The sequence below is a fragment of the Hyalangium sp. genome, assembly GCF_035629615.1.
Classification (GTDB): domain Bacteria; phylum Myxococcota; class Myxococcia; order Myxococcales; family Myxococcaceae; genus Hyalangium.
The window spans coordinates 1-8,699 of record NZ_DASPHO010000565.1; the positions used below are offsets into that span (position 1 = coordinate 1).

Sequence of the window (8,699 nt, forward strand, 5' to 3'; positions counted from 1 at the left end):
CTGAGGATGAGGTGCCCGAGCCGGAGGTGGCCAACCCGCCGCCGCAGGAGAACGATCCGATTCAGCCGGAGAAGCCCCAGACGGCGCGGTGGCGGCTGGAGAAGACAGAGCGCATCAACGCGCTGCTCGCGCGGGACGTGGAGCGGCTGGCGCAGGAGCGGGACGCAGCGGAGGCGCGGGGAGACGGGGCCGAGCGTCAGCGCCTGGACATCCTCATCCAGCGTCAGCGCGACCGGCTGCAGAAGCTGCGGGAGGAGATCCAGCAGCTCGCCCAGCAGGCAGAGCACGAGCCGCCCGAGCCATGACGCCGCACCTCCCGTCCTCCTCACGAGAGGAGCCGCACGAGAGTGCTTCTCACCCTTTCGGGCTCCACCGTCCCGTATCCTTTATATGCGGGATGATGCTCGCCCTCGGCGCCACGGGCTGCGAGCCCACCGAGGAGCATTGGGAGCCCGTCACGGTGGCGCAGCAGGTGGTGAATGGCACGGACGCGCCGGGAGACGCGGCGGTGGTGGCACTCGTGGCGCGGCGGACGCGGTGCTCGGGGGATCCGCTGACGCTGCTGTGCTCCGGGGCGCTGATTGCGCCCGACGTGGTGCTCACGGCGGCACACTGCCTGGACGTCTTCGGTCCGGAGGGGCCGTACGAGATCTTCCTCGGCGCGGAGCTGCTGCCGGAACCACAGGGGCGCTTTGTCCGGGTGGCTCGAGCGGTGCGCCACCCGGACTACGTGGCGGAGACCCATGCCTTCGACGCGGCACTGCTGCGGCTCGCCACCCCCGTGGAGGTACCCCCGCTTCCACTGCCCGAGCCCGCGAGCCTCTCCCTATCTCCTGGAACTCCCGTGCGGGTCCTCGGCTATGGGGACACGAAGGAGGCCAGCGCTCCTTCGGGCCGCCGTCGCCAGGGGATGCTCTCCGTGCTGGAGGCCTCCGCGAGCGCCTTCCGTGCGGGCCCTGCGCCGGGAATGAGCTGCGTGGGGGACAGCGGTGGGCCAGTGCTGGTGAGTGACGGCACGCGCGAGGTGATCGCCGGCATCACCGCGAGCGGGGACGTGGCCTGCCGCACGGAGGCCTTCAACGTGCGCGTGGATGCGCTGCGAGACACCTTCCTCCAGCCGTTCCTCTCCGAGCCCGCTGCGCCCAGGGTGCCCACGCTGGCTCCCGAGGCCCTCTGCACGGAGGCCTGCGCGCGGGATGTGGACTGCCCCTCGGGCCTCACGTGCGACTTCGCCGAGGGCACTCCGGGCCGGTGCCTCCTCCCGGCGCTCCAGGGCGGAGACTATGGAGCGACCTGCACCGAGGACGCCGCGTGCGGAGCCGGAGGCCTGTGCGCGCGGCTGGAGCCCGAGGGTGACGAGGCGTGCCGCTGCTTCACGCCCTGCGTCAGCCCACCTCCTCAGGACGCGGGAGGCTGTGCGAGCGCGCCAGGACCGGCCCTGCTGGGGCTGCTGGTGCTGGCGGTCCAAGTCACGCGAGCCCGCCGTCGCGAGCGGACTAGCGCGAGCGCTTCTGGCTCACCCGCGTGAGCTTCTTGCTCGCCTTGAGGGGCGTCTGGTCCCCGCCGCGGCCCGTGGTGCGCTTGCGCGTGCCTTCCTTGCGGTAGCCCACGGCGGCCTCCGCCGGGAGCGTCTTGCGGCGCGAGATGCTGCTGCCGAGCTCGGGCAGGGGCAGCTTCCGGCTCTTCGCCGTGAGGCCGCGCCCAGGTGGCTTCCGGGGGCTGACATTGCGGTCGAAGAACCCCACCTCCCCCACCTCCTTGCCTCCTATCTTCTTGGCCTTGTGCGTGCTCAGGCCCTCGGCTTCTTGAAGATCCGTGGCCTTGAGGGTCATCGTGGTGCCCTTCTTCTTGGCGCTCTTCACGCGGAAAGCTTGTGGTTTCTCTGGCATGAGAACCTCCCAGTGACTCAGTTAGGGATGGCTCGGTGGAGGTGCCAGGGGGCAGGGAGTCGAGCAAGCCCCGGAGTTCATGTCTGGTCCCAGCGGGAATGTGCCCAGAGCTCAACCCACGCGGGCCCGGGCTCGACGGACGCGCGTGGCGCCACAGGCCTTCGCGTGACGGGCCAGCGCCTCATCCAGCGCCGAGTCGTCCAGCTTCACGCCCTTCTCCCGCCACAGCTTGTCCACGCGCAGCAAGTCCTCCTCGACGCGTGCCTCCAGCCGGCCCACCAGCTGGCCTCGGTGCAGCAGTGGGCAGACGTACCAGCCCCACCGGCGCTGATCGGCAGGCTTGTAGACCTCCCACACATACTCGAAGCCGAACGCCAGCTTCACCAGCCCGCGATCCCACAGCAGGGGATCCAGCGGCCCGAGGATGCGCATGCGCTCATCCGGCTCGGTGAGAGGGCGCGCGCGGAAGCCGGCGGGGGCCAGGTAGCGCCGGGGCGAGCCAGGCAGCACCACCTGCTCCAGCAGCCCCTCTCGCACGAGCGTGTCCGGCAGCTCCGAGGTACGCACGTCGGAGAGGACGGACCAGTGCGGCCCGGCGGCGCGAGAGAGCAGGCCCGCAGCCTCCACCCGCTCGAGCAGGGCCCAGCGCTCGAAGGCCTCCGGTCCACTGGCCAGAGGTGTCCGAGCCGTACCCGGCAGCGCGCGCTCGGGCACGTCATAGCGCTTGCCTCCGGGACCGCGCCCGCACACCACCACCTGGCAGCGCGTCCACAGCACCTCCAGGGCCATGGAGGTGGCCTTGCCGGTGCCCTTCCAGCCGCTCCAGTCCAGGGGCTTCACCGCGCCATGGTCGGTCAGCTCCGCGGCGGAGATGGGGCCTCGCGCGGCCACCTCCTCCAGCACGGCCTCCAGCACGCGCGAGGGCAGCCGCTCCAGCCGGGTGGCCAGGTGCCACCACGGCGTCTCCCGCGTGCGCTCGCGGTAGTACGGGAAGGCGTACGCGGGGAGGATGCAGCGCTCCTTGGCCCAGTGCTCGAAGGCGTGGCCCGGCATGAGGTGCCGGTACACATCACCCCGCACGAGCCCCTCCACCCGCGCCAGGGCCACCAGGTCCGCGTTGGTGCCGATGACGTCCAGCGGATCCAATTGGATGCAGCGCAGGGCCTCGAGCAGCGCGCGCGTGCCCTGAGCCCCCGCGGGAAAGCGAGGAGCGGCGAGGCCCTGGTGGCTCACGAGCCAGGCCCGAGCATCATCGGCGGCCAGCGTCTGCGCGGGAGGGAGCAGGGGGCGGGGCATGTGCGGGGGCGCACCATATGCCACCGCTGGCGCCTTCGGGCAGCCTTCACAGGGACAGCGCTGTCCCTGCGGCCGCTGGCCCCGGACTTGCTCCCACCGTGAGACACGGGCTCCGAAGCCGCGAGCCCATGGACAACCTCACCTCTGGACCGCGCGGTGTGGCTGGCTGGCCACGGCACGCGGCCCGAATGCCACGACCCTGCCATGCGCCCACTCTCTCTCCGCTTCCTGAACCACCACGGACTCCTCCCCGCGCTGCTGAGCACGGCCGTGTGCGTGGGGATGGTCAAGACCCGCGTCGACTGGAGCCAGCACAGCGTCTACCTCTGGCTGCTGTGGAACCTCTTCCTGGCGTGGGTGCCCTACGGCCTGTCGATGATGGCGAGCTTCCTCCATGCCCACGGCGCCGCCCGGTGGTGGAGCCTCGTCCCGCTGGCGGTGGCGTGGCTGCTCGTCTTCCCCAACGCGCCCTACCTGCTGACGGACTTCATCCACCTGCGGCCCCGGCAGGGCATTCCGCTGTGGTTCGACGCGGCGCTGCTGGGGCTCTTCGCGGCCACGGGCTGGATGCTGGGACTGCTCTCGCTGGAGGTGTGGAAGCGGCTGCTGGAGGAGCGCGTGGGGAGCGCGGGCGCCTGGCTGGGGGTGGCGGTGGTGTCCGTGCTGTGCGGCTACGGCATCTACCTGGGCCGGGTGGAGCGCTGGAACAGCTGGGATGTGCTGACGGAGCCGCGGCCCTTCTTCTCGGCCATCCGCGCGCACCTGCGCGAGCCGGGGGAGAACCCGCAGCTGCTCGGCATCACCGCGCTCTTCACCGTGCTGGTGCTGCTCTCCTACTACGCCTTCGAGCAGCTGCGCCGCCGGCGCCCCTCGGAGGATGCGCAGGCGTGAGGCCGGGGCCATGCGCCGCGAGAGGGTGTCTCGGGCGCATGGCTCACCGGCCTCGGGTGCTGGGGGACAATGACTTCAGCCGCCGTGGAGAGGGCTCCGCTTCGCGGGGCCACCCGCATGCTTCACCGCCATCTGGCTGGGAGCCTTCTTGCGGCCCTGGAGCGACGTCTTCCGGCGGTGGCTCTTGGGCTCGTGGATCTCCGCGGCGGGGCCCAGCGTCACGCGCTCGAGCGTCTTCTGTCTCCGGAGCGCGGCGGCCTCATCGCGAGGCAACGTCTTCCTCCCTTTGGCGGCCTGCTGGCCGAGCTGCGCTGCCTTCGCAGCCACACGCCGTCTGTTCTTGATGCCTACGAGTTTCGTCCGCACAGCCATGGTGCCCTCCTCTAAGAGAGGTAGGAACGACGCCACGGCTTTTCCATCCCCCTGCGGGGAGCGAGACGAGGGCCGCGACGTGCGCCCGTGCTGACCAGGCGAGGGAGCAGGTTCAGCCCTTGCGCTTGGCACCCTTGCCCTTGTCGCGAGGCCGGGCGCGCAGCGTCTCGGGGGGGAAGAGCCAACCGTCTGCCGACTCCTGGGAGCCGGCAGGGGTGCTGGCAGCGGATCCCTTGGTCGAGGCGTTGGACTCGGAGAGCGGCGGGTGCTGGCCGCGGCAGCCACGGCACCAGGACTGGGGGCGGCGCTCGCCGCGGATGACGCGGTAGCCGAAGTCCTGGGAGGTGGGGCCCACGTGATCACACTTGGGGCACCGGCTCAGCGAAGTGACGCCATGCTCCTTGGCCTTCTGGCGTCCGTGCTCCACAACGAGAGCGAGTGCCACAGCGAAGCCCAGGCGCCCCGCGGAGGCGACATGGAACTGGCGGGCCCGCTTGCGCTTGCCACCTCCGAGGATGGGAACGAGATCCGTTCCCCCCAGGAGGTTGCGCTGCTCCAGCACGTGCGTCGCGCTCTGGTCGTTCGAGTGGCTCACGGTACAAGTCATACTGGGGAGGTCTGACATCGCCTCGGCCAGCCGACCGGATCAGCCCTGGGACGCCCGCTCGCTCCTCCTCCAGGATTCGCGAGAAACACAATGAATCCAGATGGTTATGATTGTGGGCTGGTGTGTGCTCAGGGATTGGAGCCGGTGGTGGGATCCGTGGAGGGAAACACGGGTGTCCCGCCGGGGACGTTCGGATCATGCGGCAGGCTGCCGCGCGGACTGCGCAGGTAGACGAACGGCGTGGCGAACAGGAAGTTGGACACGCGCGACGTATAGATGTCCGCGTAGCGCTCTACCTGCCGCGCCAGGTGGCTCTTGTCGTTGCCCGCGCGGGTGAGCAGGCCCCAGTGCGGGTTGGACAGCTCGCCCGCTGCGCGCGCCATGGGCCCCAGCTCCGCGTCCATCGCCTCCTGTTCCGAGCGAAGCACCACCAACCGTGCGAGCAGCTGATCCTCTGGCATCTCCGAGCGCGGGCCGTACTGCGACCGGCGCCGCTGCAGCTCCAGCCGCAGCTGACAGGCCTCGGCCTCCAGCCGCTCCTTCATCTCCATCTTCGTCGCCAGCCGCACCTCGGTGGAGCGGAAGGAGGCGATGGCGCGAACCTCATCCTCCAGCTCGCGCAGGATGAGCGCGGTGCGCCAGCGCAGCACGTTCTTCGTCACGTGCACGTCGCCGAACATGTGGTCGCCCACGTAGAGGATCTCGTCCCCGCTCAGGCCCAGGTGGCGCTCCAGCTCCAGCGCGCTGCCGCCGAAGTAGGGCACGCCCGCCTTGAGCGGCCCCGAGTGAGGCCGCAGCAGCCCCTCGCCTGTGGCCTCCACCACCTCGAACAGCGGCGAGCGCGTGGTGAAGAACTCGGGCTTGCGCGCGCTGACGATGACCACGTCGAACAGCTCGCGCCACGTCATGCCCCGGGGCAGGTACGGATCAAACGCGACCCGCATCATGGGCACGGTGTATTCCCACTCGCTGTTGGTGATGAGCAGCAGCTTCTTGCCGGCGCTGCGCTGATCCAGCAGCGCCAGGGCCGTCTCCGGATCCGGCTGCACGTAGCGCTCGGGGGCGGCGACGATGTCCGCCTTGAGCTTGCCGGCCATGTGGGCGGCATCCAGCGAGCTGCGCACGACGCCGTAGAGGTCCACGTAGCCCATGGGCCCCGGCAGCTTGCCCTCGTCCAGCAGATCCACCAGCTGCGCGTAGATGCAGGCCTCGGAGAGTGAGAAGAGGGTGTTGAGGAACATCCACCGCTTCTCGGCCAGGTCGATGAGGGTGCGGGCGTACTCGGTGCGCTGGGCCTCGAAGTCCATGGGGCGCGTGCCGTGCAGCGCCTTCTTCACGAAGCCGAAGCGGTTGGCCTTGAGCAGGTTGCCCTTCTGCGTGTCGATGATGAGGCCGCGGATGGCCAGCAGCGGATCGAACCGGAGGTGCTGCACCGGCCAGCCCTGCATCACGAGCCGCTCGCGGATGTACTCGTACGCGCGGCGCTCCCACGCCTCCACCTGGTAGTGGATGAGCGTGTAGTCCATGTCGTACCCGATGGCCTTGATGGCCCGCATGTTCAGGGTGCGATTGCAGAAGATGCCGCGCTCGGGGGGAGGCGCTCTGAGGTAGCCGCTCATGGGCCCGATTCCTGCCCTGCCCAAGGTCAAATGTCGAGCGACGTGAGGCCTCGGGGCGCACTCTCCTGTCCGCCGTTCACTTCCAGGTCTTGCCCCTGCCGGCCTGTCCGGCCTTGCGGTTAAGCTCCGTCGCGGTGCGCACACATCCGGAGGAGGAGCGCATGTTCGAGGCAAAGAGGCTGTGGTGGTGCGGGGCGCTGGCGCTGGCGCTGGTCGCGGGAGTGGCCCAGGCCGCTGACGAGTGGGAGACGGTGGAGGATGAGGATGCCCTCATCAAGGTGCGCGCTCGGACGGACATCAACGGCAAGGAGGTCTGGGCGGAGAAGACCGTTGAGGCCAACGCCTATGACGTCCAGACGGCGCTGATGGACTCCGCCTCGTTCCGGCTGTGGATGCCGTACGTGAAGGAGTCCCGGCTGGTGTCGTCGAACCCGGATGGCTCGCGGGTGGCGTACGCGAAGCTGGACTTCCCTGTCGTCGATGACCGCGACTACGTCATCTCGGTGGTGGATGAGAAGAAGCTGACCGAGGACGGCCAGGGCGAGTACGTGCAGCGCTGGAAGGTGGTGGACGGGGGCCTGCCCGAGCGCAAGGGCGTGGTGCGGCTCAAGCACAACGAGGGCACCTGGCAGGTGACGTCCAAGGGCGAGAACAAGGCCCACATCGTCTACAAGTTCAGCGTGGATCCCGGAGGGTCGGTCCCCGACTGGCTGGCGAGCATGGGCCAGAAGGACGGTGTGGTGGACACGCTCGAGGCCGTGGAGAAGCGGGCGAGCAAGCTGGGCGAGGAGCGCAAGAAGGCGAAGCCGGCGGCCCCCAAGTCGCCCTGAGCTTTCACCTCAGAGGACCTGAAGGGAGGCCCTGTTCTGCTGGACTTCCAACTCTGGCGGGAGCGCGCACCCAGTGCAGCATGCAGCGAGGGGGAGCGCAGAATCTGCGTCGGATCTCTGCCCTCCCAGAGGGGGCCTGGGGAGGCACGGATCATGAAGGTGACTGCTCCTGTCGGGCCCGAGAGCGCTCGGGAACGCGGAGGCCACCATGCAGTTCTTGCTCAAAGACGCTCGTGAATCACTCGTGCAGAGGCGCAGTCGCCTTCAGGCGCGCTGCGTCCAGGGACAGCGGGTGGTGCAGCAGGAGGCCAGCACGCTCTCCGAGCAAGAGCGCCAGGAGCTCCGCGACATCGAGGACGCTCTGGCCCGCTTCCAGGAGGGAGGGTTCGGCCTGTGCTCGCGGTGTGGAGGCGCCATCGGCCGCTACCGGCTGCTCGCGATTCCAGAGGCACGGTACTGCGTGACGTGCAACGCGGTGGTGTCGCGCTGACCCGGGGCGCTGCCCTGTGAATGACCGAGGAAACTCCGAGCGGCGCAAGACCGAGAACTCTCTCTAGCGCTCCTCTCTCGATCCCCCACCTGGGCGCGGCAGCACTCTCCTACAAAGGAGCACCCCATGCAGCACCGTCGAGCAGTTGCCCTGCTCGCCTTCCTCGCCCTGGCCGCTTGCGGCTCGGGCTCTGAGGAGGCGGCGCAGGAGTCCTCTCCGTTCACCACCCATGGCAAGTTCCTGCGGGTCGAGCGGGCCGTCCCCAGCGAGTACATCGTCGTGTTCAACGAGGTGCCCGGCTTCAGCGTCGAGCGCATCTCCGCGACAGCCGAGGCGCTGGCCGCGTCCCATGGCGGCCAGGTGCTGATGACCTACGGCCACGCGCTCCAGGGCTACTGGGCGAAGATGACCGAGCAGCAGGCGCTGGCCCTCGCCGCGGATCCCCAGGTCAAGTATGTCCAGGAGAACAGCTTTGTCTCGCTGCGCGCGACCCAGAGCGGAGCCACGTGGGGTCTGGATCGCCTCGACCAGCGGAATCTGCCGCTCAGCTCCAGCTACACCTACAACGCTCGGGGCACGGGCGTTCACGCGTACATCATCGACACCGGCGTCCGGACCACCCACACCAACTTCGGCGGCCGGGCGATCAGCGGGTTCGACGCGATCGACGGCGGAGCGGCCGACGACGGCAACGGCCACGGCACC

At 69.5% G+C, this 8,699-nt stretch carries 10 protein-coding genes and 1 pseudogene; 6 read left to right on the plus strand and 5 right to left on the minus strand.

Features of this window, described 5'->3' with window-relative positions; translation table 11 throughout:
• Together VD972_RS28575 and VD972_RS28580 are read left to right on the plus strand one after the other, a co-directional pair.
• Nucleotides 1–305: pseudogene (locus tag VD972_RS28575) on the plus strand (hypothetical protein); the annotation flags it as partial.
• A gap of 92 nt (nt 306–397) precedes the next feature.
• Entirely contained in the window at nt 398–1,528 is a 1,131-nt protein-coding gene (locus tag VD972_RS28580; protein ID WP_324991921.1) for a S1 family peptidase, read from the plus strand.
• Here the strand turns inward: VD972_RS28580 and VD972_RS28585 are convergent.
• Nucleotides 1,497–1,889, minus strand: a complete 393-nt coding sequence (locus tag VD972_RS28585; protein WP_324991922.1) for a hypothetical protein — start codon at nt 1,887–1,889, stop codon at nt 1,497–1,499. The genes VD972_RS28580 and VD972_RS28585 overlap by 32 nt on opposite strands.
• Nucleotides 1,890–2,000: 111 nt before the next feature.
• Nucleotides 2,001–3,185, minus strand: coding sequence for a winged helix DNA-binding domain-containing protein (locus tag VD972_RS28590; protein ID WP_324991923.1), 1,185 nt, complete (start codon nt 3,183–3,185; stop codon nt 2,001–2,003).
• Nucleotides 3,186–3,389: 204 nt separating this feature from the next.
• On the opposite strand from VD972_RS28590, the gene VD972_RS28595 reads away from it, so the two are divergent.
• Complete coding sequence (locus VD972_RS28595; RefSeq protein ID WP_324991924.1) at nt 3,390–4,076, plus strand: DUF1361 domain-containing protein; 687 nt, start codon at nt 3,390–3,392, stop codon at nt 4,074–4,076.
• A gap of 75 nt (nt 4,077–4,151) precedes the next feature.
• On the opposite strand, the gene VD972_RS28600 is transcribed toward VD972_RS28595, so the two are convergent.
• From VD972_RS28600 to VD972_RS28610, 3 genes are all read right to left on the minus strand, one after another.
• Nucleotides 4,152–4,448, minus strand: coding sequence for a hypothetical protein (locus tag VD972_RS28600; RefSeq protein WP_324991925.1), 297 nt, complete (start codon nt 4,446–4,448; stop codon nt 4,152–4,154).
• Between the two features lie 112 nt (nt 4,449–4,560).
• Nucleotides 4,561–5,073 carry a hypothetical protein gene (locus tag VD972_RS28605; protein WP_324991926.1) on the minus strand — a complete coding sequence of 171 codons (513 nt, stop codon included), beginning with the start codon at nt 5,071–5,073 and terminating at the stop codon, nt 4,561–4,563.
• A gap of 110 nt (nt 5,074–5,183) precedes the next feature.
• Nucleotides 5,184–6,674, minus strand: a complete 1,491-nt coding sequence (locus tag VD972_RS28610) for an HAD-IG family 5'-nucleotidase (protein WP_324991927.1) — start codon at nt 6,672–6,674, stop codon at nt 5,184–5,186.
• A 161-nt stretch (nt 6,675–6,835) separates the two neighbouring features.
• Here VD972_RS28610 and VD972_RS28615 point away from each other — a divergent pair, with 161 nt between their 5' ends.
• The 3 genes from VD972_RS28615 to VD972_RS28625 all read left to right on the plus strand — a co-directional run.
• Nucleotides 6,836–7,504: an START domain-containing protein gene (locus tag VD972_RS28615; protein WP_324991928.1), complete on the plus strand. Its 669-nt coding sequence runs from the start codon at nt 6,836–6,838 to the stop codon at nt 7,502–7,504.
• Between the two features lie 208 nt (nt 7,505–7,712).
• A complete protein-coding gene (locus tag VD972_RS28620; RefSeq protein ID WP_324991929.1) occupies nt 7,713–7,994 on the plus strand; it encodes a TraR/DksA family transcriptional regulator in 282 nt (93 codons plus the stop codon).
• A 126-nt stretch (nt 7,995–8,120) separates the two neighbouring features.
• A partial coding sequence (locus VD972_RS28625; RefSeq protein WP_324991930.1) for a S8 family serine peptidase occupies nt 8,121–8,699 on the plus strand: 579 nt, incomplete at its 3' end.